This window comes from Pseudomonas sp. QC2 (assembly GCF_002859085.1).
GTDB classification, from domain to species: domain Bacteria; phylum Pseudomonadota; class Gammaproteobacteria; order Pseudomonadales; family Pseudomonadaceae; genus Aquipseudomonas; species Aquipseudomonas petroselini.
The window spans coordinates 39,352-62,850 of sequence record NZ_PKKS01000003.1; the positions used below are offsets into that span (position 1 = coordinate 39,352).

The following is a 23,499-nucleotide window of genomic DNA, read 5'->3' on the forward strand; positions in this document are numbered from 1 at the left end:
CACCCAACAGCGTCCGCTCGTCCTGAGCGGGCGCCTGGAGATTTTCCTATGTCATCTTCCGCCCCGAACGCTGTCCTCTCGGTCAGCGGTATCGGCAAGACCTATGCCCAACCGGTTCTGTCCGACATCACCCTGACGCTCAACCGCGGGGAAGTGCTGGCGCTGACCGGTGAGAACGGCGCAGGCAAAAGTACCTTGTCGAAGATCATCGGCGGCCTGGTCACCCCGACCACTGGGCACATGCAGTTCAATGGCCAGGCCTACACGCCGGGCAGCCGTACCCAGGCCGAAGAGCTGGGCGTGCGCATGGTCATGCAGGAGCTCAACCTGCTGCCGACGCTGACCGTCGCCGAAAACCTGTTCCTGGATAACCTGCCCAGTCATTGTGGCTGGATCAGTCGCAAACAATTGCGCAAGGCTGCGATCGAGGCCATGGCCCAGGTCGGCCTGGACGCCATCGACCCCGATACCTTGGTTGGCAGCCTGGGGATAGGCCATCAGCAGATGGTCGAGATCGCCCGCAACCTGATCGGCGATTGCCACGTACTCATCCTCGACGAGCCCACGGCCATGCTCACGGCGCGTGAAGTCGAGATGTTGTTTGAACAAATCACCCGCCTGCAGGCCCGGGGCGTGGCGATTATTTATATTTCGCACCGGCTGGAAGAGCTGGCCCGTGTCGCCCAACGCATTGCGGTATTGCGCGACGGCAAGCTGGTCTGCGTCGAGCCGATGGCCAACTACAACAGCGAGCAACTGGTCACCTTGATGGTCGGTCGTGAGCTGGGCGAGCACATTGACCTGGGCCCGCGCACCATCGGTGGGCCGGCCTTGATGGTGAAAGGCCTGACGCGCTCGGACAAGGTCCGCGACGTGTCCTTTGAAGTGCGCGCGGGCGAGATCTACGGTATCTCCGGCCTGATCGGCGCCGGACGCACTGAATTGCTGCGTCTGATCTTCGGCGCCGACCTGGCCGATAGCGGTACTGTGGCGCTCGGCTCGCCCGCCCAGGTGGTGAGCATTCGCTCGCCCGTGGACGCGGTGGGTCATGGCATTGCCCTGATCACCGAGGACCGCAAGGGTGAGGGCCTGTTGCTGACTCAGTCCATCAGCGCCAACATTGCCCTGGGCAACATGCCGGAAATCTCCGGCGGCGGCGTGGTCAACAGCCGCGACGAAACGGCGTTGGCCAAGCGTCAGATCGATGCCATGCGCATCCGCAGTTCCAGTCCGGCGCAATTGGTGTCGGAACTGTCCGGCGGCAACCAGCAAAAGGTGGTGATTGGCCGCTGGCTGGAGCGCGACTGCTCGGTGATGCTGTTCGACGAACCCACCCGCGGCATCGACGTCGGTGCCAAATTCGATATTTATGCCTTGCTGGGCGAATTGACCCGTCAAGGCAAAGCACTGGTGGTGGTGTCCAGCGATCTGCGTGAGCTCATGCTGATCTGCGACCGCATCGGTGTGTTGTCCGCCGGGCGCTTGATCGAGACGTTCGAGCGCGACAGCTGGACCCAGGACGAATTGCTCGCCGCCGCCTTCGCCGGCTATCAGAAACGTGATGCGCTGCTCAACGACGCAGTGCTTAGGGATACCCCATGAAAACCACAACTTCCCCCGGTAAAACGGGCGGCAACTTCTACGGCCTGGGCACTTACCTGGGCCTGGCCGGCGCCTTGCTGGCGATGATTGCGCTGTTCTCGGTGCTCAGCGATCACTTCCTGTCCTATGACACCTTCAGCACCCTGGCCAACCAGATTCCGGACCTGATGGTGTTGGCGGTGGGCATGACCTTCATCCTGATCATCGGCGGTATTGACCTGTCGGTGGGCTCGGTGCTGGCACTGGCTGCATCGGCGGTCAGCGTGGCGATTCTCAGCTGGGGGTGGAGCGTGTTACCGGCTGCGGTGCTGGGCATGGGCTGTGCCGCATTGGCTGGAACCATCACCGGCTCGATCACCGTGGCCTGGCGCATCCCGTCGTTTATCGTATCCCTCGGCGTGCTGGAAATGGCCCGTGGCGTGGCGTACCAGATGACCGGCTCGCGCACCGCTTATATCGGTGATTCGTTTGCCTGGCTGTCCAACCCGATTGCCTTTGGTATCTCGCCGTCATTCATCATTGCCTTGCTGGTGATCATCGCCGCGCAGCTTGTACTGACGCGTACGGTGTTTGGTCGTTACCTGATCGGTATCGGCACCAATGAAGAGGCCGTTCGCCTGGCGGGCATCAACCCCAAACCGTACAAGATCCTGGTGTTCAGCCTCATGGGCCTGCTGGCCGGTGTGGCGGCGTTGTTCCAGATTTCGCGCCTGGAAGCGGCGGACCCGAACGCCGGTTCAGGCTTGGAGCTGCAAGTGATCGCGGCCGTGGTGATCGGCGGTACCAGCCTGATGGGCGGGCGCGGTTCGGTGATCAGTACCTTTTTTGGTGTGTTGATTATTTCGGTATTGGCCGCTGGCCTGGCGCAGATCGGTGCCACGGAACCTACGAAACGCATCATCACGGGTGCCGTGATCGTGATTGCCGTGGTCCTCGATACCTACCGCAGCCAACGCGCCAGTCGGCGAGGCTGAACCATGGCAACGATCAAGGATGTGGCAGCGCTTGCAGGTATTTCCTACACGACGGTGTCGCATGTGGTGAACAAGACACGGCCGGTCAGCGAGCCGGTACGCATCAAGGTCGAAGCCGCGATCAAGCAGCTCGACTACGTGCCCAGTGCCGTCGCGCGTTCGCTCAAGGCGAAGACCACGGCCACCATCGGCTTGCTGGTGCCCAACAGCCTCAACCCGTATTTTGCGGAGTTGGCGCGTGGTATCGAGGATTACTGCGAGCGTAACGGTTACTGTGTGATCCTCTGCAACTCCGACGATAACGCGGAAAAGCAACGCAGCTATTTGCGCGTGTTGCTGGAGAAGCGCATCGACGGCTTGATCGTGACCTCGGTTGGCGGCGACGACAGTGGCCTGGCCGCCGGCTTGAGCGCGGTGCGCACGCCCATGGTCATTGTCGACCGGGCGCTGGATGGCATAGACGTGGACCTGGTACGTATCGATCACGAGGAGGGCGCCTACCTGGCGACCCGGCACTTGCTCGAACTGGGCCACCGTGACATCGCTTGCGTCGGCGGTCCTGCCCATACCCGTGTCGCGCAAATGCGTCTGGCGGGGTATCACCGTGCGCTGCAAGAGGCCGGCGTGGCAGTGGCGGCCAATCGCACCCAGGAAAGCGATTTCACCAGTACGGGCGGTTATGCCGCCGCCGTGCAGTTACTGGCGAACAACCCGCCCAGTGCGATTTTTGCCAGCAACGACATGATAGGTTTCGGCGTATTGCGCGCGGCAGCCGAGCGTAATATCCGGGTGCCGGGTGAGCTGTCGGTGATCGGTTTCGATGACATTCAAATGGGCCGTTACGTCTACCCGGCGTTGACCACGGTCGGGCAGTCGATCGTGCAACTGGGCGAGACGGCGGCCGAACTGTTACTGCGTAGAATTGCGACACCCCAACTGCCGATCGATCAACGCATCGTGACGCCGAGCATTGTGTTGCGTGAGTCGACGGCGCCCGTCGCCGGTACGTTCGCCCAATACCGCTGAACCGAATTGATGAGTACTGATGTATGCCAGCAAAAGTAGTGGTAGTAGGCAGCTTGAACATGGACCTGGTGACCCGCGCCAGCCGGTTGCCGCGTGCCGGTGAGACCTTGATCGGCCAGACGTTCTCCACCGTGCCCGGCGGCAAGGGCGCGAACCAGGCGGTAGCGTCGGCACGCCTGGGGGCCGATGTGTCGATGATTGGCTGTGTCGGTACCGATGCCTATGGCACGCAATTGCGTGATGCGTTGCAGGTGGAGGGCATCGATTGCCAAGCCGTCAGTACCGTAGACGGCTCCAGTGGCGTGGCCCTCATCGTGGTCGATGACAGCAGCCAGAATGCGATTGTGATCGTGGCGGGCAGTAACGGCGAACTGACGCCAGCCTCGTTGCAGGCGTTCGATGCGGTGCTGCAAGCGGCTGACGTGATCGTCTGCCAGCTGGAAGTGCCGATGAATACGGTGGGTTATGCCCTCAAGCGCGGTCGTGAACTGGGCAAGACGGTGATCCTTAACCCGGCTCCGGCCAGCGCTCCGTTGCCGGCTGAATGGTATGCCTCGATCGACTACCTGATCCCGAATGAAAGCGAAGCCACCGCACTGAGCGGCGTGACGGTCGACTCCATTGACAGCGCCAAGGCAGCGGCAACCCACCTGATCCAGGCGGGCGCCGGTAAAGTCATCATCACCCTGGGGGCTCAGGGCGCGCTGTTTACTGACGGCCAGGGCTTTGAGCACCTGCTGGCGCCGAAGGTCAAGGCGGTCGACACCACCGCAGCGGGCGATACCTTCGTCGGTGGCTTTGCTGCGGCACTCGCCAATGGCAAAAGCGAGGCCGAGGCCATTCGTTTTGGCCAGGTCGCTGCGGCACTGTCGGTCACCCGCGCCGGCGCGCAACCCTCTATTCCAACGCTGCACGACGTACAAGGTTTTGTGCCCTCATGAAAAAGACACCTCTGCTCAATATCGCCCTGTCGCGTGTCATCGCCTCACTCGGACACGGCGACATCCTGGTGATCGGCGACGCTGGCCTGCCAGTGCCGCCGGGCGTCGAGTTGATTGACTTGGCGTTGACCCAGGGCATCCCGGATTTCATCAGCACCTTGCGCATCGTGCTCAGCGAGATGCAAGTGGAAAGCCATGTGCTGGCCGAAGAAATCCTGCTCAAGCAGCCGCCGGCGCTGAACGAGCTCAATACGCTCAGCGACGAGGCGGCCCTGGGTGAGCGGCGCCTGGTCAGCCATGAAGCGTTCAAACAGCTCAGCCGCAAGGCGCGCGCCGTGGTGCGCACCGGCGAATGCCAGCCTTACTGCAATATCGCGCTGGTGTCCGGCGTAACGTTCTAACGTTCTCAACGACAAGGAGTGTTTTATGCAACGTGGTCTCCCAACCCTGAAAAACCTGTTCCGGAGTGTTCTGCTTTTGTCCGCACTCACTGCTGCAAGCGCCCAGGCGGCGGAAAAAATCGACCTGATCATCGACACCGATCCCGGTGCTGATGATGTGGTGGCGCTGCTGTTCGCGATGGCTTCGCCGGATGAACTGAGCATCCGTGCGTTGACCACCGTCGCCGGCAACGTGCGCCTGGACAAGACCTCCCGCAACGCCCGCCTGGCCCGCGAATGGGCAGGGCGCGAGGACATCCCGGTGTACGCGGGTGCGCCAGCGCCGCTGCTGCGCACGCCGATCTACGCCGAGAACATCCATGGCAAGGAAGGTATTTCCGGTGTCACCGTGCATGAGCCTAAAAAGGGCTTGGCTGAAGGCAATGCCGTCGACTACCTGATCAAGACCCTGAGCACCGCCAAGCCTCACAGTATCACCATCGCCATGCTCGGCCCGCAGACCAACCTGGCGCTGGCGCTGACCCAGGCACCGGAAATCACCCAGGGCATCAAGGAAGTGGTGGTGATGGGGGGCGCGCACTTCAACGGCGGCAATATTACGCCGGTGGCGGAGTTCAACCTGTTTGCCGACCCCGTGGCGGCCGAGATTGTGCTCAAGAGTGGCGTCAAGCTCACCTACCTGCCGTTGGACGTGACCCACAAGGTACTGACCAGCGAAGCCCGCCTGAAAGGGATCGCCGACCTCAAGAACAACGCAAGCAAGGTTGTTAGCGATATTCTCAATGAATACGTCAAGGGCGACATGGAGCACTACGGTATTCCAGGCGGCCCGGTGCATGACGCGACCGTCGTCGCTTACCTGCTCAAGCCTTCACTGTTCACCGGCCGTGAAGTCAACGTGGTAGTGGACAGCCGGGAAGGCCCGACCTTCGGCCAAACCATCGTCGACTGGTACGACGGTCTGAAGCAACCGAAGAACGCGTTCTGGGTGGAGAACGGTGATGCCCAAGGCTTCTTCGATCTGTTGACCGAGCGCCTGGCGCGTCTGAAGTAAGGTGTTGACCGGTCGGCGTTCGCCGGCCGGTTCTTATTCGCGCTCGGGGTTGTGTGCCCCCATGTGGTCGGCCGGGTATTTCTCGAATATCTGGCCGATGAACGCTTGCGCCGCTTGTGTACCCAGCTCCTTGACCAGCAGGTCGATACCAATGATCGCCAATTCCTCCGGGCTTCCGGGGCTGTAGGAGCTCTGTCCTTGGGGCCACTTGGCTTTGATGTCGGCTTGGAGCGTTACGGTGGTCATGACTGTCTCGCGGGGCTGAAAGTACTGGGCAGTGCGCTGGAACGCGGTTCTTACCGGCCCAGTTAACCATTTTGCATCGTATTTGGCACTGATACTTAGGCATGAGGCGATTCGGAATGACGGTCGCGCTGTGCGACACTGGCCGCCTGTTTAATTGCCGGGGAACACCGCGTGCAGATCGACTTGAACAACCCCGAGAACCTGACGCTGGCGAATGTGCGCCAGCTTCTTGCCAGTGCTAATGACGACGAACATGCCCAACTGCGGGTGACCCAGGCCGGAATTGCCTATATCTCCTCAGGGAAGGTGGTGGGCGGTGTGGACATCGACGGGCTGCTGTTTCGCCTGGAGACCTGGGCCAAGGGCTCCGGATGCGTAGGGAATGTGGCCGCCAGCGACGAAGTCTGGGTGACGCAGATCTTCAATGCACTGAAGGAAAATTGGCCGAAGCCGGCGTCTGACTACATCGACATCTACTGATTTCGTTCATATCTGGTCACGATTGACCGGGCGAATGCCTGTCGAGAGTCAGGCAGACTTGCCCTGCGGCGGTTTACGTCTTGAAACCAATCCGCCCAATCGCTGTCGCACGATCTCTGTCCATTTTTTATCATAGGAGGCTTCATGCCTTGGAAGCTCGCATCATTCGGTACTTTGTTGGCAGCACTCGCGTTGGCGGGTTGCAGCACCCCGGGTGCCTCTGAGCCAGCCAAAGACGCCGCCGTGGCCGATACCGGTCATAGCCGCTGTGAGTCGAAGGCCGCCGAATTCACCATCGGCCAGAAAGCTTCGCCCCAATTGCTGGAGCAGGCGCGTACCCGCGCCGGTGCGCAGAACGCACGGATCCTCAAGCCTAACGACATGATCACGCTGGAATACCGTTCCGACCGCCTGAACCTGAACACCGATGACAACCTGGTGATCACGCGAGTCAATTGCGGCTAGGTCTTTCAAGGCTTTTGCAGCGCCCATAAAAAACCCCGTCACATGGACGGGGTTTTTTTAGCTCAGCGGAGAATTACTCGCCGCGAACCTGTGCAGCTTGCATACCCTTTTGGCCTTTCTCAGCCACGAAGGAAACGGTTTGGCCTTCTTTCAGGCTTTTGAAACCGTCGCTTTCGATAGCTTTGAAGTGTACGAACAGGTCGTCACCGCCACCTTGAGGAGTGATGAAGCCGAAGCCTTTTTCATCGTTGAACCATTTAACGGTGCCGGTTTGGCGATTAGACATGGTGTATCTCCAAGAAACATATATTTTCAGTAGTGCTGTGCTGCTCAGGCCAACTGGGCACACCGGGCTATCATAGTCGAAATGTTCGGCTTGGGAGCCCCCCCAAGGCATTGTTTGCTAATCAATAGCGTTGCGTTTAGTGCCTGATCCGGCTGAAAGCCCCGATTTACGGGGCTTTGGCTCGAAATATCAACTGGTAAAAAAAGCCGTAAAAGCTGCGTAATTTGTGAGAAACGGCAGTTTTAAGCCTGTTTTACCGCCAAAAAAGCCGTGAGATCAGCGGCAAATCTTACTTTTTCTTCACGACTTTGCAGGACGAAATAGCCGCGACTGCCTTGTTTTTCAGCTCCGGGCTGGCGTTCTGGTTGGTCATGAGCTCTTTGATTTCCGCAGTGCTCAATTCGGCGTTGATCTTGTCAGCGCCACATTCGCAGTGGGCTTTGGCAGTTTTGGCGTCCACGTTCTGGCTGGCGGCTGCGCTGCAATCGCTGACGAAGCTGTCACGGGCACCGGCTGGCCAGTTCGACGGGGCTGCTGCCTGCGCGCTGAGGGAAAGGAGGGTCAGGGAAGCGGCGAGAGCGAGGGTGGAGGTAAAACGCATCATGAGGATGCTCCTTTGGGTCGAGGACGAACGGCGATTCTCAGTGGGTTTGAGGCATTGCGTACAGCTCAAGTTCACTTTTGCAGCTATAAAGGCTGGAATTTGTCTTTACGCAAGATAGCAGCCCCGCGATGACCGTTCATCTGTGCTAGGATCTTGCGCTTGGCTATTTCCAGGCGCGCCAATTGCCGCCTTGCCATGTTCTTTTTAGCTCACTCCAGTCACTCTGGTTCGATTATCGGTTGGCCGAAAGGCTCCTGCCGCTGTAAGGCAGGCGTTCATCACTGAACGGCCTGGTGTTGGATCTTGTACTGGCTCATCCCAACCCACGTGACCTTTGGTAGGGGTCACCACTAGGAGAGGAGGCGCCATGCCAACTATTACTCTTCCCGACGGCAGTCAACGTTCATTCGATCATTCGGTTTCCGTAGCCGAGGTCGCCGCATCCATTGGTGCAGGCCTGGCCAAGGCCACCGTGGCCGGCAAGGTCGACGGCAAGCTGGTTGACGCCAGCGATCTGATCACCAACGACGCCAGCCTGCAAATCATCACGCCCAAGGACCAAGAGGGGCTTGAGATCATTCGCCACTCTTGCGCTCACTTGATTGGCCACGCGGTCAAGCAGTTGTATCCAACCGCGAAGATGGTAATCGGCCCGGTCATCGACGAAGGCTTCTATTACGACATCGCCTACGAGCGTCCTTTCACCCCGGACGATCTGGCCGCCATCGAACAACGCATGCATGCGCTGATCGAAAAAGATTACGACGTGATCAAGAAAGTCACGCCGCGCGCCGAAGTGATCGACGTGTTCACCGCCCGTGGCGAAGACTACAAGCTGCGCCTGGTGGAAGACATGCCGGACGAGCAGGCCATGGGCCTGTACTACCACGAAGAATACGTCGACATGTGCCGTGGCCCGCACGTGCCGAACACACGCTTCCTCAAGTCCTTCAAGCTGACCAAGCTGTCCGGCGCCTACTGGCGTGGCGACGCGAAGAACGAGCAACTGCAGCGGATCTACGGCACTGCCTGGGCTGACAAGAAGCAGCTGGCGGCCTACATCCAGCGCATCGAAGAAGCCGAAAAACGCGACCATCGCAAGATCGGCAAGCGCCTGAACCTGTTCCACCTCCAGGAAGAAGCGCCGGGCATGGTGTTCTGGCACCCCAACGGCTGGACCCTGTACCAGGTGCTCGAGCAGTACATGCGCAAGGTTCAGCGCGAAAACGGCTACCTGGAGATCAAGACTCCCCAGGTCGTTGACCGCAGCCTGTGGGAGAAATCCGGGCACTGGGCCAACTACGCCGACAACATGTTCACCACCCAGTCGGAAAACCGCGATTACGCCATCAAGCCAATGAACTGCCCATGCCACGTGCAGGTGTTCAACCAGGGCCTGAAGAGCTACCGCGAGTTGCCGATGCGCCTGGCCGAGTTTGGTGCCTGTCACCGTAACGAGCCGTCGGGTGCGCTGCACGGCATCATGCGTGTGCGTGGCTTCACCCAGGACGACGCCCACATCTTCTGCACTGAAGAGCAGATGCAGGCCGAATCCGCGGCGTTCATCAAACTGACCATGGACGTTTATCGCGATTTCGGCTTCACCGAAGTTGAGATGAAACTGTCCACTCGTCCGGAAAAGCGCGTCGGCTCCGACGAGCTGTGGGATCGCGCCGAAGCTGCATTGGCCGCAGCGCTGGACAGTGCGGGGCTTGCGTACGACCTGCAGCCGGGGGAGGGCGCGTTCTACGGTCCGAAGATCGAGTTCTCGCTGAAAGATTGCCTTGGCCGCGTCTGGCAGTGTGGTACCCTGCAGCTCGATTTTAACCTGCCGATCCGTCTGGGAGCCGAATACGTCTCCGAAGACAACAGCCGTAAACACCCGGTTATGCTGCACCGGGCGATCCTCGGCTCGTTCGAACGGTTCGTCGGGATCCTGATCGAGCACTACGAGGGTGCATTCCCTGCGTGGCTGGCGCCGACTCAGGCAGTGATCATGAATATCACTGATAAACAGGCAGATTTTGCCGCTGAAGTTGAAAAAACACTCAACGAAAGCGGATTTCGTGCCAAGTCCGACTTGAGAAATGAAAAGATCGGCTTTAAAATCCGCGAGCATACTTTGCTCAAGGTTCCCTATCTCTTGGTTATCGGAGATCGGGAAGTCGAGATGCAGACTGTCGCTGTGCGTACTCGTGAAGGTGCTGACCTGGGCTCGATGCCCGTCGCCCAGTTCGCTGAGTTCCTCGCGCAAGCGGTTTCCCGGCGTGGTCGCCCAGATTCGGAGTAATTATTATTAAGCGTGAAATGAGACAAGATAAACGAGCTGCACCGAAAGCCCCGATCAACGAGAATATCTCGGCACGCGAGGTTCGGTTAATTGGCGCTGACGGCGAGCAGATTGGCATCGTCTCGATTGATGAAGCGCTTCGTATTGCTGAAGAGTCCAAATTGGACTTGGTGGAAATTTCCGCCGATGCAATCCCACCCGTTTGCCGGGTGATGGACTACGGCAAGTCGATCTTCGAAAAGAAGAAGCAGGTTGCCGCAGCGAAGAAGAACCAGAAGCAGATTCAAGTAAAAGAAATCAAGTTTCGTCCAGGGACGGAGGAAGGGGATTACCAGGTAAAACTGCGCAACCTGGTACGTTTCCTGAGTGATGGGGACAGGGCCAAGGTATCCTTGCGATTCCGCGGCCGTGAGATGGCCCACCAGGAGCTGGGGATGGAACTCCTCAAGCGGGTTGAAGCTGACCTGCTGGAGTACGGTTCCGTCGAGCAGCATCCTAAGATGGAAGGACGCCAGCTGATCATGGTCATCGCCCCGAAAAAGAAGAAGTAATCAACAGGGCACGGCAGGCCTTCTGATTATGTTTATCAACTGAATGCGGAGTATCCGAACATGCCAAAGATGAAGACTAAAAGTGGTGCTGCTAAGCGGTTTCTGAAAACTGCTAACGGTATCAAGCACAAGCACGCTTTCAAGAGCCACATCCTGACCAAAATGTCGACCAAGCGTAAGCGTCAACTGCGCGGTAGCAGCTTGCTGCATCCGTCTGACGTGGCAAAAGTCGAGCGCATGCTGCGCCTTCGTTAATTTTTGGATCAAGAATAGAGGAAGTAACTCATGGCTCGTGTAAAGCGTGGCGTCATTGCCCGTAAACGTCACAAAAAAATTCTGAAACTTGCTAAAGGCTACTACGGCGCGCGTTCACGCGTATTCCGTGTTGCCAAGCAAGCGGTAATCAAGGCAGGCCAATACGCCTACCGCGACCGTCGTCAGAAAAAACGTCAGTTCCGCGCTCTGTGGATCGCTCGTATCAACGCCGGTGCACGTGTTAACGGTCTGTCCTACAGCCGTTTCATCGCTGGCCTGAAAAAAGCGTCCATCGAAATCGACCGTAAGGTTCTGGCTGAACTGGCCGTGAACGAAAAAGCGGTGTTTGCTGCGATTGTCGAGAAAGCTAAAGCCACCTTGGCTTAAGTACCCCCGACAGTCACCTTGGGCTACTCCTGTGGTCCTCGGTGGTAAACGTCATAAATAGGGGAAGAGCCTTCAAGCTCTTCCCCTATTTTGTATCTGGAGTCTGTACATGGAAAACCTGGACGCGCTCGTTGCTCAAGCCCTTGAGGCAGTGCAAAGCGCTGAAGATGTAAATGCCCTGGAGCAAATCCGGGTTCACTACCTTGGCAAAAAAGGTGAATTGACTCAGGTGATGAAGACCCTGGGGAATTTGCCGGCTGAAGAGCGTCCGCAAGTCGGTGCGCTGATCAACGTCGCCAAGGAGCGTGTCACAGAGGTTCTCAATGCGCGCAAGGCGTCGCTCGAGGAGGCCGATCTTGCGGCCAAGCTCGCCGCCGAGTCCATTGACGTAACCCTGCCTGGCCGTGGCCAGGCCTCGGGCGGTCTGCACCCGATCACCCGGACTCTGGAACGTATCGAGCAGTTCTTCACCCACATTGGCTACGGTATCGCCGAAGGCCCTGAGGTCGAAGACGACTATCACAACTTCGAGGCGCTCAACATCCCAGGTCATCACCCGGCCCGGTCGATGCACGACACCTTCTATTTCAACGCGAACATGTTGTTGCGCACCCATACCTCCCCGGTACAGGTCCGCACCATGGAAGCGAACAAGCCGCCGATTCGCATTGTCTGCCCAGGCCGTGTGTACCGCAGCGACTCCGATATCACCCACTCGCCGATGTTCCACCAGGTCGAAGGCCTGCTGGTTGATCGCGATATCAACTTCGCCGACCTCAAAGGCACCATCGAAGAATTCCTGCGGGTGTTCTTCGAGAAAGAGCTGGCGGTGCGATTCCGTCCATCGTTCTTCCCGTTCACCGAACCCTCCGCTGAAGTCGACATGGAATGCGTGATGTGCAGCGGTAAAGGCTGCCGCGTCTGCAAGCAGACCGGCTGGCTGGAAGTGATGGGCTGCGGCATGGTTCACCCCAACGTGCTGCGCATGTCCGGCATTGATCCAGAAGAGTTCTCGGGCTTTGCCTTCGGCATGGGCGTTGAGCGTCTGGCCATGCTGCGTTACGGCGTGAACGACTTGCGTCTGTTCTTCGACAACGACTTGCGGTTCCTCGCGCAATTTCGCTAGTCGTAACGAATCTTTAGGAGAGCAGGATGAAATTCAGTGAACAATGGCTGCGTGGCTGGGTAAGCCCGCAGGTAGATCGCGACGAGCTGGTTGCTCGTCTGTCGATGGCCGGTCTTGAGGTCGATAGCGTCACTCCGGCGGCCGGCGTTTTCAGCGGCGTCGTAGTGGGCGAGGTGCTGAGCACCGAGCAGCATCCCGATGCCGACAAGTTGCGTGTGTGCCAGGTCAGCAATGGCGCGGAAACCTTCCAGGTCGTGTGCGGAGCGCCTAACGTGCGCCCGGGCTTGAAGATCCCATTCGCCATGATCGGTGCCGAGCTGCCAGGCGACTTCAAGATCAAGAAAGCCAAGCTGCGTGGCGTCGAGTCCAACGGCATGCTGTGCTCCCAGGCGGAGCTGCAGGTCGGCGAGGGCAATGATGGCCTGATGGAACTGCCGGCCGATGCGCCGGTGGGCCAGGACATCCGCGTTTACCTGGAACTGGAAGACGCCAGCATCGAGGTCGACCTGACCCCGAACCGTGGCGACTGCCTGTCCCTGGCCGGCCTGGCGCGTGAAGTGGGTGCGTTGTACAACGCTCCGGTCACCCGCCCTGTGGTTGCCGCCGTGCCTGCAGTACACGATGAAGTACGCCCGATCGACGTGTTGGCGCCAAACGCCTGCCCGCGTTACCTGGGTCGTGTGATCCGTAACGTCGACCTGTCCAAGCCAACCCCGCTGTGGATGGTTGAGCGCCTGCGCCGTGCTGACGTGCGCAGCATCGACGCGGCCGTCGACATTACCAACTATGTGATGCTGGAGCTGGGCCAACCGCTGCATGCGTTCGACCTCGCCGAAATCAACGGCGGCATCTGTGTACGCATGGCGGAAGAAGGCGAGAAGCTGGTGCTGCTCGACGGCCAGGAAGTCAGCCTGCGTGCCGACACCCTGGTCATCGCCGACCACTCCCGCGCCCTGGCGATTGCCGGCGTGATGGGTGGCGAGCACAGCGGTGTGTCCGAGACCACCCGCGACGTGTTCCTTGAGAGTGCCTTCTTCGACCAGATCGCCATCGCCGGCAAGGCCCGTTCCTACGGCCTGCACACCGATGCGTCGCACCGCTACGAGCGCGGCGTGGACTGGAAGCTGGCGCGTGAAGCCATGGAGCGCGCCACTGGCCTGCTGCTGGAAATCACCGGCGGCGAAGCGGGTCCGATCACCGAAGCCGTCAGCGAGCAGTACTTGCCGTCCGTTGCGCCGATCACCCTGCGCGCCAAAAGTGTCGAGCAGATGCTCGGCCTGGTCATCGCGCCGGCTGAAATCGAGCAACTGTTATCCGCTCTCGGCCTGGGTATTTCCGCAGGCGGGGAAGGGCAGTGGACCGTTGAAGTGCCAAGCCATCGCTTCGATATCAGCCTGGAAGTCGACCTGATCGAAGAGCTGGCTCGCCTCTACGGCTACAACCGCCTGCCGGTTCGTTACCCGCAAGCGCGCCTGGCGCCGCAACCCAAGGCCGAGGCGCGTGCGCACCTGCCTGAGCTGCGTCGTCTGCTGGTTGCCCGTGGCTACCAGGAAGCGGTGACCTACAGCTTCATCGATCCTAAACAGTTCGAGCTGTTCAACCCTGGCGTCGAGCCGCTGCTGCTGGCGAACCCGATCTCCAACGACATGGCGGCCATGCGTTCGTCCCTGTGGCCAGGCCTGGTGAAAGCACTTTCCCATAACCTGAACCGTCAGCAAGATCGCGTGCGTATGTTCGAAAGCGGCCTGCGTTTTGTCGGCCAGCTCGACGGCCTGAAACAAGAGCCAATGCTCGCTGGCGTGGTGTGCGGTAGCCGTCTGCCGGAAGGCTGGGCGCAGGGCCGCGATGCCGTGGACTTCTTCGACGTCAAGGCTGACGTAGAAGCGGTGCTGGGCTTTGCCGGTGCTCTGGATGCCTTCACCTTCGTTCCTGGCAGCCATCCGGCATTGCACCCGGGCCAGACGGCACGTATCGAGCGCGAAGGGCGCCTGGTGGGCTTCGTCGGTGCCATTCACCCTGAACTGTCGAAAACCCTCGGTCTCGACCGTCCGGTCTTCGTGTTCGAACTGGTCCTGGCTGAAGTCGCCTCGGGCAAAATGCCTAAATTCAGCGAGCTGTCGCGCTTCCCTGAAGTGCGCCGCGATTTGGCGTTGATCGCCGACCGCGAAGTGGCCGCCACTGCCGTTCTGGACGTAATCCGTGAAAATGCAGGGGAATGGCTGACAGACCTCAGGCTATTTGACGTCTATCAGGGTAAAGGTATTGATCCGCATAGAAAAAGCCTCGCAGTTGGCTTGACCTGGCAGCATCCATCGCGCACTCTTAATGACGATGAGGTGAATACCACGACACAAAATATCCTCACCTCGCTCGAACAAAGGTTGAACGCCACGTTAAGGAAGTGACGTATGGGGGCTTTGACGAAAGCTGAGATGGCGGAACGTCTGTACGAAGAGTTGGGTCTGAACAAACGCGAAGCCAAGGAATTGGTCGAGCTGTTTTTTGAAGAGATCAGACACGCTCTGGAAGACAACGAACAGGTCAAATTGTCCGGTTTCGGCAATTTTGACCTGCGGGACAAACGCCAGCGGCCTGGCCGCAATCCAAAAACGGGAGAAGAAATCCCGATCACGGCTCGCCGTGTGGTCACCTTTCGTCCAGGGCAGAAGTTGAAGGCCCGAGTTGAGGCTTATGCTGGAACCAAGTCATAACGACGAGCTACCCGTCATCCCAGGCAAACGCTACTTCACCATTGGTGAAGTCAGCGAGCTCTGTGCGGTAAAACCGCACGTGCTGCGCTATTGGGAGCAGGAGTTTCCTCAACTCAACCCCGTTAAACGCACCGGGAACCGTCGGTATTATCAGCGCCAGGATGTGCTGATGATCCGACAGATCCGCGCGTTGCTGTACGACCAGGGGTTCACCATCAGCGGCGCGCGCCAGCGCATGTCCGGTGATGAAGCCAAAGACGACACCACCCAATACAAGCAACTGATCCGCCAGATGATCTCCGAGCTCGAAGATGTGCTGGTGGTTTTGAAAAAGTAATTCCGGCTTTTAAAATACTTCCACATTTCAAAAGCTTGCGGTATATTCCGGATCGCTTCGTCACGAAGCGAACCCAGTAACACGCCTAGTCGGGGCGTAGCGCAGTCCGGTAGCGCACTAGCATGGGGTGCTAGGGGTCGAGTGTTCGAATCACTCCGTCCCGACCATATTATTCAATGACTTAGCCGAACGCTTACCCGTTCGGCTTTTTCATGCGTGGGGACTTTTACGGGGGATCATCCCGACTTCCTCCTCAATAGGGTCAGCGCTGGCCATCGATGATGCACACCGCCACATTGATCCAGGATCACCAGGCGTTCATCGCCGCTGTTCATGCCTGCTTTTTCACTCCGCCCGCCGAGTCCTCAGCAGAGGGTCCGGCAGTTCGGTGAGCACAGGTGCGTGATCGGCAGATCGCCGATGAACGGGTCAAGCTGTTCGATAGGGGAAGCGGAAAGGCCGATGGATGCCACGGATTCAGCCAGTGGCTGCGACGTGTCTAATTCAGCAGCGGATTAGTGAAAAAAACGCATCCGATCAACCTCGCAAATAAAACCAAAGTCTCCTCCAGATCTGGATCTTCAAATAATATTGAGCGCGAATCCAGGGCGCATAGAGCACCAAATAGTCGTCCATCGGGAAGGAAGATAGGGACGCCGGCATAGCTTTCGATCGCATACCGTTTAACTACCGCACGACTTGAGTACCTGCCGTCTTCGCTGACTTTAGGAATAAAAAGCGCCTTAGGGTCTCTCCGGAGCTCGCTGCAAAGCGTGATTTCTAGCGCTAGCGTATCACCCGTCTCTATCCCCATATGCAGCGGGTCGTAAGCTGAGCAGACGACCCAGTCTGCTTCGGTGAATTTCGCAATCCCGGCAAACCGCATGCCCGTAATCCGTGTAACGAGCTTTAAAATGCTAGTGGTAGCCTCAATCTCAGCCAACGCTGATCGCTCATCTGAATTAAGCACAGCGTGCAAGGTGACTTCGGGCTTGTCCATATTTCACCTATGCTGTGTTTAGCGGGGCGCGTCGCATTGGCGTGAGAGAGAACCTGGCACACACCTAAAATTGCGTTCCAGCGATTTCCTAGGTTCTGAATCTAAGAACCAAGTCGTTTAAGTTGACGGCCAAGCGAGAAAGTTCGTTGCTCGCGGTCAGTGTTTGGCGAGTGCCTTCACTGCTCTGTACTGCAAGGTCGCGGATGCTTATCAGGCTGCGATCAACATCCCGCGCCACGTGAGCTTGTTCCTCTGAGGCGGTTGCAATCTGGATATTACGGTCGTTAATTTCAAGCACCGAATCGATAATTTGGCGCAGTGACTGGCCTGCATGTTCTGCAGTGTCTCGCGTGCTATAGACCTCGGACGTGCTCTTTTGCATTGATTCGACCGCGGCAGAAGAGCCTGTTTGAATCGTGGATATCATCTGTTCAATTTCTTGCGTCGATGTTTGTGTTCGGTGTGCCAGCGCTCGAACTTCATCTGCGACTACTGCAAAACCGCGACCCTGTTCTCCTGCACGAGCCGCTTCAATGGCGGCATTCAAGGCAAGCAGGTTGGTTTGCTCAGCAATTGCCCTTATCACACTTAGGACTTTGCTAATGTCTTGAGCTTGGGCTGCCAGTTCTTTCACCTGATCCGATGACACTTCAACCAAGCCCGTCAACCCGCGCATCGCCGTTAATGTTTCAGTGACTTTTTGATTGCCGAGGTCTGCGGCGATGCTCGACTGCATTGCGGCTTCAGAGGTGGAGTTGGCGTTCCGGGCAACCTCTTCGACCGCGGCACTCATTTCAGTGACTGCGGTGGCGGCTTGCTCTATTTCGCTGTTCTGCTGCTGAAGTGTGCGATCAGCACTTTCAGTAATCGAGGTCATTTCAACGGCAGCGGTACTCAGTTGGGACGACGCTCCTGAGATTTCTAAAATGGTGTGTCGTAAGTTTTTCTGCATCAGATTGAGTGCATGCATCAAGCGCGAAGCTTCATCTGAACCTGTTACTTCAAGATCATGGGTAAGGTCGCCCGCAGCGATATCCTCCGCCAACTTAAGGGATGAGCTGATGGGGCTGACGATGCTGTTAGTGAACAAAACAGCCAGTACGATGGTTAAGATAAACGCCACGATCAGCACCGCTACCAACACTTGGACGCTATGGTTGTATACGTTGGTAGCGTCCACACCAGACGCCACGGCCTGGCGTGCATTTTGCTCGCGCAGAAGTGTCAGTTGCTCTTGATAGACAGTGGCTCTTTGCGCTTGGTCAGTATTGGCAAAAATAACCGCTTGATCATGGTCGGATGAATCCATTGCAATGACTTTTCTGAGGCCGTCGATATAGGCAGTCATAGCCTCGTTGGCTTTTGCGAACTGGATTTCGTCTTGCTCCCCAGACATCAGGTGCGCGCGATAATAATCAGTCTTCGACTGAAGTGTCTGTATTGCTTCTTGGACCTTTGCCAGCGAGAAATCATGCACATCGCGGGTGGTGCTTGAGAGCATGCGAATACTTTCAAGACGGGCGTGAAGGAGGGCGATTTGGATATCGTCAATGACCTGGATACTGGGGAGGGAGTTTAGCTCGATGCCCTGTTCTGCAGCGCGTAGCCGATCAATTTGCAGATAAGAGAAGCCTGCCAAGCTCATGAGCAGGCATGTAATTAGGCCAAAGCAGACAAAAGCTCTTCGCGCGATACTCAAGGATCTTAATTTCATATAGGCCTCCGAGGGCCGGGTTTTAGTGGCGTGGCATTCCCACGTCATTTCGTTGATCACGAACAAAGGCGGCCTTTACATGCAGCACAGTGATTTCCAGTTGCAGCTTGCGGGCTGCGCTTGAAACGAAGAATGCAAAAAAATGTATTGAGGTAATAGGTGCGCCAAATGATTGCGCGCTAATCAATTGAGGCGGCGCTTTCTATGGGCGTTCAACAAGGGGGTTTGGGCTATGCCACGTACTGGACGGGCCGTCCTTGTCGGGCACTGTGTGGAAGGTGGAGTGGTATTGGTTTGAACTGCTGATTCCGGCAGCTGCCGAAATAATTACCACCCAGAGGACATCCTGATGACTGAAGAAAAGAACAACGAGCCCGAGCAAGAAACCCCGGCGCATTCGACTGAGAAAGAACGCGAGCGCCTGAAAGATTTCAACAAGGACGGCATACCGCCTGGCGCATGCTGATCATCAAGCGGCGCACTTGCAGGTGCTCGTCGCCTGGGGCGTGGTGATATCGGGAAGAGTTCCATGTCCCGGCACTCCAGGGAATAAGAATCAACCATGGCTACATGCCACCACTGGTCGGATCGACCGCCGCACAGATGAACGATTTTTGCTGGGCACCGCTCTATTTCCGCGGACATAATCAGGTGCTCAAATGCAACCATCAGCGCGGCGTTCTGCGGTAAAAGCCTGGGCAGATATTTACGCCCATGCGGTAGACGAACAGGATATTGAGGATAAATATTTCAAATTGCTGAGGAGGGCCGACGATATGGAGAGCACCGGCCTCATCAATGAGAGGGAGTGGAGGAGGCTTGTTCGCAGAGCGGGCGAATTTCTCGCAAGTACCGCAGAATAAATGTGTAGGGGAGAGCTAGCCCGCTCTCCCTCCCTTCGACATATCGATCTCAAACACAAGTTCATCAGCAAGCTTCTGAATGCTTGGGGCATCTGCAAGCGTGGCAAGGTTGATACCTGTCGTGCAGAACATAGCGTCATGGTCGGGCTGTCGCACCAGTATGGTCGCAGTCCAGCCATTCACCAGGATGCAATCTACCTGATGCCCGGGCAGGCTCCGCTCTAAACCCTCAGTCAACGACATTTTCTTCCAGCTGTGCATGATGAGCTATCACTCGGCATTGATGTGAAGTTGACATGCCGCAGTTGAAAAAGTGCCGGCGGTTCACGGCTGGCGCAGTCTCTGGCCGTCATTGCTCAGTGTGGAGCGGTGAGGGGGTGTCTACGACGTCAGCCTATGTTGAGCGTTTGCGGTTTTTCGACGAGTGACGTGTCTGGATCAAGGGTTATGAGGCTTTTAGGGTTGTCACCTCTGGTTTTGGCGATTACTCTGAAAATGTATGGATTGTTACGAATAATTTCGGAGGCGCTGGTTTTTGAGGCGCGATACTTCAGGACGAGGAACGAAACATGTTTTCACACGAAGGTCCCGCAATAGAGCTATTGTTGTCTATTTTTGGTGTGGCAGGTCTACTTTTGGTCGCCTGGTTCATTCACCACCAACATGAGCGAAGGAACGGGAAAGGCGTTAAAAAACAACAAAATCGTAACGAGGGCCGTTCTACCTAGGGCCGCTCAATAGACTCATGTCGTTTTGTTCGGCGACCGGCGCCCAGCGGGTTTTCAGGCGCCGGACAATTGAAACCGATAGCCCACCCCATACAAGGACTCGATGGGCGTTTCCCCTGGACACGCCTGCTCCAGCTTGCGCCGCAGGTTGCGGATATGACTGTCCACCGTGCGGTCGGTGACCACGCGGTGGTCGGAGTAGAGCTTGTCGAGCAGTTGGTCGCGGGAAAATACCCGGCCGGCGGAACGTGCAAAAGTGCTCAGCAGTCGCAGCTCCAAAGGCGTCAGGTCTAAAGCGACGCCGTCGAGTGATGCGCGGTACTGCGTTTCGTCGATCAGCAGTCGCGCTGGGGTACTGCTCAGCAGTTGGGGGCCACGGCGCAGGATGGCCTTGACCCTGGCAACCACCTCGCGGGGGCTGAAGGGCTTGCAGATGTAGTCGTCGGCGCCCAAGTCCAGGCCCAGCAGACGGTCCACTTCTTCGACGCGGGCGGTGATCATGATGATCGGCACGGCGCTGAAACCGCGCAGGTCCTGGCAAACTTGCATACCGTCGCGCCCAGGCAGCATCAGGTCGAGCAAAATCAGGCGAGGGGGCTGGGCGCGCACGGTCGGTACCACCTGCAGGCCGTTGTCCAGGCACAGGGTCGGGTACCCCGCTGCGACCAAGTAATCCTGCAACAATGCGGCCAGTTTCGGTTCGTCTTCAACGATCAGGATCGGGCTTTCTTCGCTCATGGGTCAGGTATTCCTGGGCAGGCGCAGGCTCAGCCAAAGGCCGCCGAGAGGGGAGTGAGCCGCGCTGAGGCTGCCGCCGTGGGCGAGGGCGATGCTGTGGCAGATCGCGAGCCCCAGGCCGGCTCCGCCACTGGCACGGTTGCGCGATGATTCGCCGCGATAGAAGCGCTCGAACAGGCGCGGCAGTTGCTCGGTCGAGACACCAGGGCCAGAGTCGAGGATGTCGATGCACACGTCAGCGCGATCCAGGACGGCGCGTATGCGTACGAGCCCATTCGGGTCGGTGTAGCGCACAGCATTTTCCAGCAGATTGGAGAACAGTTGCTGCAAGCGGCCGGCATCGGCCAAGAGTTCCACGGGCGGCGCTGGCAAATCCAGTTCGATGCGTAGATGGCGCGCGTTCATGCGCTCCTCGAACATCGACACACTGGCGCGCAGTAGCGGCTCCAGCGCGCAGGCGCGCTTGCGATAGGTCAGCGCCCCGACATCCGCCAGGGACAGGTCATACAGGTCATCCACCAGTTTGCTGAGCATGCTCACTTCGCCCTGCAAGGACTTCATCGAGCCTTGGTCGAGGGTGCGTACGCCATCCTCGATGGCCTCCAGCTCGCCGCGCAATACCGACAGCGGGGTACGCAGTTCGTGGGACACATCCGCCATGAATTCGCGGCGCATCTGCTCATTGCGTTCCAGGGTGTAGGCGAGCTGGTTGAAGTCTCGGGCCAATTGGCCCACTTCGTCATTGGAGGTCACCGCCACCCGGCTGCTGAAGTCGCCGCTGGCCAGGCGATGTGTTGCCGCAGCCACCCGCTTGACTGGCTCCAGCAGCGTGCGGGCGATCCACCAGGCAATCAGCATCGCCAGCAGCAGCGAGAAGGCGCCCATGACCAGGCTGGTGCGTAACTGGTATTGCTGGAACCGTTCGCCGCCGGCTTCGGTCACGCTCTGGAACGGCGTCACGGCCAGCCAGCCCACGGTTTCATCGGCCACCACAATCGGGCGTAAGAGGGCGTCGGCGCCGATATCCGGATAGCCGTTCACGCGCTTTTTATGGTTATCCAGCAGGGCGATCCGGAACAGGGCCCCCGTCAGGTCCGAGGCCAAGGGGGTGCGCAAATCGTTCTTCGCCGGATCCTCGCCGAGCTCGGGCCGCATGATTTCAAACCAGCGATCCGGCTGGTTACGCAGGAACTCCCAATTGCCCTCACGCGCATAAGCATTGGCCAGGCGTGGCAGCACGGGCGCCATGCGGTCCAGTGCCTGTTCATTGAGGTACCCGAGAAAGCCTCGTCCAAAACTCCAGCTCGTCGCCAGGCCCATGCTCAGGATGACCAACAGCACACCGGCCAGTACCGCAATAAACAGTTTGGTGGAGATACTCAACTTCATGCAGGTGGGCCGTTAAGAATAGGTGGGACCATTTAGGCCCTGGTAAAGGAAAGATTCAACCCGGCCGGGCAATCTTCAATTTTCCTGCACATTTGCCTTGCAGGATGGCGCTGACTCAAGCCATTCCGTGTCGCAGAGGCCGCTATGTCCACGAAAATAATCGCCAAATACCTGGTAACCGCCGCGGTTTTCCTGTCCTTGATCGTTCTTGCCCTGCTTGGCGGCTGTTCCGGCGGCGAGCCACCTCCCGAGGCGGTCACGCCCAAAGTCTCGGTGATCAGCATAAAACCCCAAAGCCAAGTGCTGACCACTGAGCTGGCGGGGCGCACCCAGGCCTTCATGGTGGCGCAGATTCGTCCGCAGGTCGGCGGTATCGTCCAGCGGCGTCTGTTTGTCGAAGGCGCGGATGTCGAGGTTGGGCAAGCCTTGTACCAATTGGATGCGGCGTCCTATACCGCCGCGCTGGCACAGGCCCAGGCGAGCCTGGCCAAGTACCGCGCCACGCTTAAATCGGCGCAGACCACCGCCAGGCGCGACGCCGAACTGGTAAAGATCAATGCCATCAGCCAGCAAGATAACGAGGACGCCCAGGCGACCTTGCTGACAGCCGCCGCCGACGTACAGGTCGCCGAGGCCGAAGTCCAGACCGCCCGGATCAACCTGGCTTACACCCGTATTGTCTCACCGGTCAGCGGGCGCATCGAAACCTCCACCGTGACCCCGGGGGCGCTGGTGGTGGCCAATCAGGACAGTGCTTTGACCACCGTGCAGCAACTCGATCCGATCTATGTGGACGTGACCCAATCGACCACCGAGTTGCTCAAGCTAAAGCGTGACCTGGCCAGCGGCGCGTTGCAGTCCAACGGCGATGGCCAGGCACGGGTCAGCCTGAAGCTGGACGATGGCAGCGCCTACAACCAGCCGGGGCGGCTCAAGGTCAGTGGTGTCAGTGTCAACGAGGGGACAGGCACGGTCACCCTGCGTGCGGAGTTCGCCAACCCGGAGCACCTGCTGCTACCGGGCATGTATGTGCGCGCGGTGCTTGAACAGGCGCGTAACGAGCAGGCCATTCTGGTTCCGCAAAAAGCCGTGAGCCGCAGCGCCAGTGGCGTGACCACCGCGTTGCTGGTGGTCGACGGCAAGGTCGAACAACGTGAGCTGACCATCGATCGGGCGGTGGGGAACCAGTGGTGGGTCACGGCAGGCCTGCAGGCGGGTGACCAATTGATTGTCGAAGGCGGACAAAAAGTCCGTGCCGGCGCCGCCGTCCAAGTGCAGGACGCCAATGCTCAGGCCGCCACAGCTCCCACCCCCGCGAAGGAGGGTTGAGC

At 58.5% G+C, this 23,499-nt stretch carries 24 protein-coding genes and 1 tRNA gene; 18 read left to right on the forward strand and 7 right to left on the reverse strand.

The features are described 5' to 3' along the window. Positions 1 to 48 precede the first annotated feature (48 nt). Genes QCBJ_RS01710 through QCBJ_RS01735 form a run of 6 tightly spaced genes read left to right on the forward strand, consistent with a single transcriptional unit; the run spans position 49 to position 5,998 of the window. A complete protein-coding gene (locus QCBJ_RS01710; protein WP_102060000.1) occupies positions 49 to 1,602 on the forward strand; it encodes a sugar ABC transporter ATP-binding protein in 1,554 nt (517 codons plus the stop codon). After that, complete coding sequence (locus QCBJ_RS01715; RefSeq protein WP_015884943.1) at positions 1,599 to 2,576, forward strand: ABC transporter permease; 978 nt, start codon at positions 1,599 to 1,601, stop codon at positions 2,574 to 2,576. The genes QCBJ_RS01710 and QCBJ_RS01715 overlap by 4 nt, the downstream gene beginning before the upstream one ends. Before the next feature lie 3 nt (positions 2,577 to 2,579). Beyond that, positions 2,580 to 3,602: a LacI family DNA-binding transcriptional regulator gene (locus QCBJ_RS01720; protein WP_102060001.1), complete on the forward strand. Its 1,023-nt coding sequence runs from the start codon at positions 2,580 to 2,582 to the stop codon at positions 3,600 to 3,602. Positions 3,603 to 3,625: 23 nt separating this feature from the next. Continuing rightward, positions 3,626 to 4,543, forward strand: coding sequence for a ribokinase (rbsK, locus tag QCBJ_RS01725; protein WP_046035335.1), 918 nt, complete (start codon positions 3,626 to 3,628; stop codon positions 4,541 to 4,543). Next, on the forward strand, positions 4,540 to 4,944 hold the full coding sequence (gene rbsD / locus QCBJ_RS01730; protein WP_046035336.1) for a D-ribose pyranase: 405 nt from the start codon (positions 4,540 to 4,542) through the stop codon (positions 4,942 to 4,944). Before rbsK ends, rbsD begins: the two co-directional genes overlap by 4 nt. A 25-nt stretch (positions 4,945 to 4,969) precedes the next feature. Next, positions 4,970 to 5,998 (forward strand): nucleoside hydrolase, encoded by a 1,029-nt coding sequence (locus QCBJ_RS01735; RefSeq protein WP_015884939.1) that lies wholly within the window; start codon positions 4,970 to 4,972, stop codon positions 5,996 to 5,998. A gap of 33 nt (positions 5,999 to 6,031) precedes the next feature. On the opposite strand, the gene QCBJ_RS01740 is transcribed toward QCBJ_RS01735, so the two are convergent. Then, the gene (locus QCBJ_RS01740; protein ID WP_015884938.1) at positions 6,032 to 6,244 is read right to left on the reverse strand and encodes a hypothetical protein; all 213 of its coding nucleotides are present in this window, start codon (positions 6,242 to 6,244) and stop codon (positions 6,032 to 6,034) included. Between the two features lie 171 nt (positions 6,245 to 6,415). On the opposite strand from QCBJ_RS01740, the gene QCBJ_RS01745 reads away from it, so the two are divergent. Both QCBJ_RS01745 and QCBJ_RS01750 read left to right on the forward strand, forming a co-directional pair. Continuing rightward, positions 6,416 to 6,724: a hypothetical protein gene (locus QCBJ_RS01745; RefSeq protein WP_102060002.1), complete on the forward strand. Its 309-nt coding sequence runs from the start codon at positions 6,416 to 6,418 to the stop codon at positions 6,722 to 6,724. 144 nt (positions 6,725 to 6,868) lie between these two features. Further along, a complete protein-coding gene (locus tag QCBJ_RS01750) occupies positions 6,869 to 7,189 on the forward strand; it encodes an I78 family peptidase inhibitor (protein ID WP_015884936.1) in 321 nt (106 codons plus the stop codon). A 73-nt stretch (positions 7,190 to 7,262) separates the two neighbouring features. On the opposite strand, the gene QCBJ_RS01755 is transcribed toward QCBJ_RS01750, so the two are convergent. Together QCBJ_RS01755 and QCBJ_RS01760 are read right to left on the reverse strand one after the other, a co-directional pair. Further along, positions 7,263 to 7,475: a cold-shock protein gene (locus QCBJ_RS01755; RefSeq protein ID WP_003234260.1), complete on the reverse strand. Its 213-nt coding sequence runs from the start codon at positions 7,473 to 7,475 to the stop codon at positions 7,263 to 7,265. A 289-nt stretch (positions 7,476 to 7,764) separates the two neighbouring features. After that, a complete protein-coding gene (locus tag QCBJ_RS01760) occupies positions 7,765 to 8,079 on the reverse strand; it encodes a hypothetical protein (protein WP_102060003.1) in 315 nt (104 codons plus the stop codon). 367 nt (positions 8,080 to 8,446) lie between these two features. Between QCBJ_RS01760 and thrS the strand changes: the two genes are divergently transcribed. The 9 genes from thrS to QCBJ_RS01805 all read left to right on the forward strand — a co-directional run bounded on the left by thrS (position 8,447) and on the right by QCBJ_RS01805 (position 15,903). Continuing rightward, the gene (gene thrS, locus QCBJ_RS01765) at positions 8,447 to 10,369 is read left to right on the forward strand and encodes a threonine--tRNA ligase (protein WP_093541207.1); all 1,923 of its coding nucleotides are present in this window, start codon (positions 8,447 to 8,449) and stop codon (positions 10,367 to 10,369) included. Then, on the forward strand, positions 10,369 to 10,920 hold the full coding sequence (gene infC, locus QCBJ_RS01770) for a translation initiation factor IF-3 (RefSeq protein ID WP_015884933.1): 552 nt from the start codon (positions 10,369 to 10,371) through the stop codon (positions 10,918 to 10,920). Before thrS ends, infC begins: the two co-directional genes overlap by 1 nt. A 60-nt stretch (positions 10,921 to 10,980) precedes the next feature. Continuing rightward, positions 10,981 to 11,175: a 50S ribosomal protein L35 gene (rpmI, locus tag QCBJ_RS01775; protein ID WP_002553160.1), complete on the forward strand. Its 195-nt coding sequence runs from the start codon at positions 10,981 to 10,983 to the stop codon at positions 11,173 to 11,175. Positions 11,176 to 11,205: 30 nt separating this feature from the next. Further along, on the forward strand, positions 11,206 to 11,562 hold the full coding sequence (gene rplT / locus QCBJ_RS01780) for a 50S ribosomal protein L20 (protein WP_003174975.1): 357 nt from the start codon (positions 11,206 to 11,208) through the stop codon (positions 11,560 to 11,562). 109 nt (positions 11,563 to 11,671) lie between these two features. After that, entirely contained in the window at positions 11,672 to 12,688 is a 1,017-nt protein-coding gene (pheS, locus tag QCBJ_RS01785; RefSeq protein ID WP_003192486.1) for a phenylalanine--tRNA ligase subunit alpha, read from the forward strand. Positions 12,689 to 12,714: 26 nt separating this feature from the next. Next, on the forward strand, positions 12,715 to 15,093 hold the full coding sequence (gene pheT / locus QCBJ_RS01790) for a phenylalanine--tRNA ligase subunit beta (RefSeq protein ID WP_046035339.1): 2,379 nt from the start codon (positions 12,715 to 12,717) through the stop codon (positions 15,091 to 15,093). Positions 15,094 to 15,096: 3 nt separating this feature from the next. Continuing rightward, positions 15,097 to 15,399, forward strand: a complete 303-nt coding sequence (gene ihfA / locus QCBJ_RS01795; RefSeq protein ID WP_002553164.1) for an integration host factor subunit alpha — start codon at positions 15,097 to 15,099, stop codon at positions 15,397 to 15,399. After that, positions 15,380 to 15,736: a MerR family transcriptional regulator gene (locus QCBJ_RS01800; protein ID WP_003174972.1), complete on the forward strand. Its 357-nt coding sequence runs from the start codon at positions 15,380 to 15,382 to the stop codon at positions 15,734 to 15,736. The genes ihfA and QCBJ_RS01800 overlap by 20 nt, the downstream gene beginning before the upstream one ends. A gap of 90 nt (positions 15,737 to 15,826) precedes the next feature. Continuing rightward, positions 15,827 to 15,903, forward strand: a tRNA-Pro gene (locus QCBJ_RS01805). Between the two features lie 332 nt (positions 15,904 to 16,235). On the opposite strand, the gene QCBJ_RS01810 is transcribed toward QCBJ_RS01805, so the two are convergent. The 4 genes from QCBJ_RS01810 to baeS all read right to left on the reverse strand — a co-directional run bounded on the left by QCBJ_RS01810 (position 16,236) and on the right by baeS (position 22,168). Beyond that, entirely contained in the window at positions 16,236 to 16,736 is a 501-nt protein-coding gene (locus QCBJ_RS01810; RefSeq protein WP_102060004.1) for a GAF domain-containing protein, read from the reverse strand. Positions 16,737 to 16,824: 88 nt separating this feature from the next. Beyond that, positions 16,825 to 18,450, reverse strand: a complete 1,626-nt coding sequence (locus QCBJ_RS01815) for a methyl-accepting chemotaxis protein (protein WP_043206296.1) — start codon at positions 18,448 to 18,450, stop codon at positions 16,825 to 16,827. A gap of 1,645 nt (positions 18,451 to 20,095) precedes the next feature. Continuing rightward, on the reverse strand, positions 20,096 to 20,779 hold the full coding sequence (locus QCBJ_RS01830) for a response regulator (protein WP_015884913.1): 684 nt from the start codon (positions 20,777 to 20,779) through the stop codon (positions 20,096 to 20,098). A 3-nt stretch (positions 20,780 to 20,782) separates the two neighbouring features. Further along, entirely contained in the window at positions 20,783 to 22,168 is a 1,386-nt protein-coding gene (gene baeS / locus QCBJ_RS01835; RefSeq protein WP_102060005.1) for a sensor histidine kinase efflux regulator BaeS, read from the reverse strand. A gap of 144 nt (positions 22,169 to 22,312) precedes the next feature. On the opposite strand from baeS, the gene QCBJ_RS01840 reads away from it, so the two are divergent. Beyond that, a complete protein-coding gene (locus QCBJ_RS01840) occupies positions 22,313 to 23,497 on the forward strand; it encodes an efflux RND transporter periplasmic adaptor subunit (RefSeq protein ID WP_102060006.1) in 1,185 nt (394 codons plus the stop codon). Positions 23,498 to 23,499 lie beyond the last annotated feature (2 nt).

Coding starts and splice junctions, on each gene's coding strand:
- rbsD (WP_046035336.1), top strand. CDS start 4,540: ATGAAAAAGACACCTCTGCTCAATATCGCCCTGTCGCGTGTCATCGCC.
- baeS (WP_102060005.1), bottom strand. CDS start 22,168: ATGAAGTTGAGTATCTCCACCAAACTGTTTATTGCGGTACTGGCCGGT.
- pheS (WP_003192486.1), top strand. CDS start 11,672: ATGGAAAACCTGGACGCGCTCGTTGCTCAAGCCCTTGAGGCAGTGCAA.
- thrS (WP_093541207.1), top strand. CDS start 8,447: ATGCCAACTATTACTCTTCCCGACGGCAGTCAACGTTCATTCGATCAT.
- rbsK (WP_046035335.1), top strand. CDS start 3,626: ATGCCAGCAAAAGTAGTGGTAGTAGGCAGCTTGAACATGGACCTGGTG.
- QCBJ_RS01830 (WP_015884913.1), bottom strand. CDS start 20,779: ATGAGCGAAGAAAGCCCGATCCTGATCGTTGAAGACGAACCGAAACTG.
- ihfA (WP_002553164.1), top strand. CDS start 15,097: ATGGGGGCTTTGACGAAAGCTGAGATGGCGGAACGTCTGTACGAAGAG.
- QCBJ_RS01735 (WP_015884939.1), top strand. CDS start 4,970: ATGCAACGTGGTCTCCCAACCCTGAAAAACCTGTTCCGGAGTGTTCTG.
- QCBJ_RS01755 (WP_003234260.1), bottom strand. CDS start 7,475: ATGTCTAATCGCCAAACCGGCACCGTTAAATGGTTCAACGATGAAAAA.
- QCBJ_RS01710 (WP_102060000.1), top strand. CDS start 49: ATGTCATCTTCCGCCCCGAACGCTGTCCTCTCGGTCAGCGGTATCGGC.
- QCBJ_RS01750 (WP_015884936.1), top strand. CDS start 6,869: ATGCCTTGGAAGCTCGCATCATTCGGTACTTTGTTGGCAGCACTCGCG.
- QCBJ_RS01800 (WP_003174972.1), top strand. CDS start 15,380: ATGCTGGAACCAAGTCATAACGACGAGCTACCCGTCATCCCAGGCAAA.
- QCBJ_RS01760 (WP_102060003.1), bottom strand. CDS start 8,079: ATGATGCGTTTTACCTCCACCCTCGCTCTCGCCGCTTCCCTGACCCTC.
- QCBJ_RS01715 (WP_015884943.1), top strand. CDS start 1,599: ATGAAAACCACAACTTCCCCCGGTAAAACGGGCGGCAACTTCTACGGC.
- QCBJ_RS01815 (WP_043206296.1), bottom strand. CDS start 18,450: ATGAAATTAAGATCCTTGAGTATCGCGCGAAGAGCTTTTGTCTGCTTT.
- QCBJ_RS01740 (WP_015884938.1), bottom strand. CDS start 6,244: ATGACCACCGTAACGCTCCAAGCCGACATCAAAGCCAAGTGGCCCCAA.
- QCBJ_RS01810 (WP_102060004.1), bottom strand. CDS start 16,736: ATGGACAAGCCCGAAGTCACCTTGCACGCTGTGCTTAATTCAGATGAG.
- QCBJ_RS01720 (WP_102060001.1), top strand. CDS start 2,580: ATGGCAACGATCAAGGATGTGGCAGCGCTTGCAGGTATTTCCTACACG.
- rplT (WP_003174975.1), top strand. CDS start 11,206: ATGGCTCGTGTAAAGCGTGGCGTCATTGCCCGTAAACGTCACAAAAAA.
- pheT (WP_046035339.1), top strand. CDS start 12,715: ATGAAATTCAGTGAACAATGGCTGCGTGGCTGGGTAAGCCCGCAGGTA.
- QCBJ_RS01840 (WP_102060006.1), top strand. CDS start 22,313: ATGTCCACGAAAATAATCGCCAAATACCTGGTAACCGCCGCGGTTTTC.
- rpmI (WP_002553160.1), top strand. CDS start 10,981: ATGCCAAAGATGAAGACTAAAAGTGGTGCTGCTAAGCGGTTTCTGAAA.